General features: G+C 59.3%; 1 protein-coding gene. It reads left to right on the plus strand.

Going from position 1 to position 1,161, the window contains the following annotated elements:
- A partial coding sequence (locus tag Q8M88_RS12770) for a M10 family metallopeptidase C-terminal domain-containing protein (RefSeq protein WP_305597539.1) occupies window positions 1–1,161 on the plus strand: 1,161 nt, incomplete at both ends.

Genomic DNA, 1,161 nt, shown 5'->3' on the forward strand with positions numbered 1-1,161 from the left:
GAGACGGGCGGCGTCGCCAATGTAGCGTTGCCGTCCGCGCACGACAATTCCGAGTACACCGTCATGAGCTATCGCAGCTATGCCGGCGCCCCGCTTACCGGCTATACGGCCGAGGCCTTTGGCTATCCGCAAACCTATATGGCGAACGACATTCTCGCGTTGCAGACGCTGTATGGCGCGGATTTCACGACTCACAGCGAAAATACCGTCTACTCTTGGAGTTCGACGACCGGGCAGCAGTTCATCAACGGCGTTGCGCAGCTGGCGCCAGGTTCAGGCACCGGCGGCTCGTCGAACCGCATATTCGAGACGGTGTGGGACGGCAACGGCGTCGACACCTACGACTTCTCGAACTACACGACGGCCTTGACGGTCAACCTCAATCCTGGCGCATTTTCGATTACGTCTGCCACGCAACTTGCCTATCTCGGCAACGGCCACTATGCCTCGGGCAACATCTTCAACGCCTATTTGTTTAACGGCGACGTACGATCCTACATCGATAATGCGATCGGCGGTTCGGGCAACGATACCATTACAGGAAACGCTATCGCCAACACGCTGATCGGCGGTGGCGGTAACGATACGCTGAACGGCGGGGCGGGCGACGATCGGCTGGTCGGCGGCGCTGGCTTCGATACACTCACCGGCGGTAGTGGCGCCGACACGTTCGTGTTCGCCTTTGGCGACAGCTCGGCCGCGAGCGGCCAGCACGACCTGATCACGGATTTCTCGACCGGTGCCGACCACATCGATCTCAGCGCCATCGACGCGATCGCAGGCGGCAGCTACGATTTGTTTCGCTTCATCGGGAGTTCGGCATTCTCCGGCACCGCCGGCGAACTCAATTATTCCTACAACAGCGCGCTGGGCGTCACCACGCTGCAGGGCGATACCAACGGCGACCGCTTTGCGGATTTCGTGATCGATATTAGAGGGAACATCGCGATAAGCATCGGCGACCTAATCAATGCTTATTTGGCCTCGGTTTCGGCGGTAGTCATTGAGTCGTTCGGCTCGACCAAACTGGACAGCATCGGCAGCAATTTCTATCTCGATGCCGTCAGCAGCGGTTCGGCGACGGGGCCTTCGCTGAAATGGTCGGGAGCAGATTTCTATACGGGCGAACTGGGTGGGTGGACACCCATTGGTGTCGAGAAG

Origin of the sequence: Phenylobacterium sp., assembly GCF_030693805.1 — a bacterium.
Taxonomy (GTDB): domain Bacteria; phylum Pseudomonadota; class Alphaproteobacteria; order Caulobacterales; family Caulobacteraceae; genus Phenylobacterium.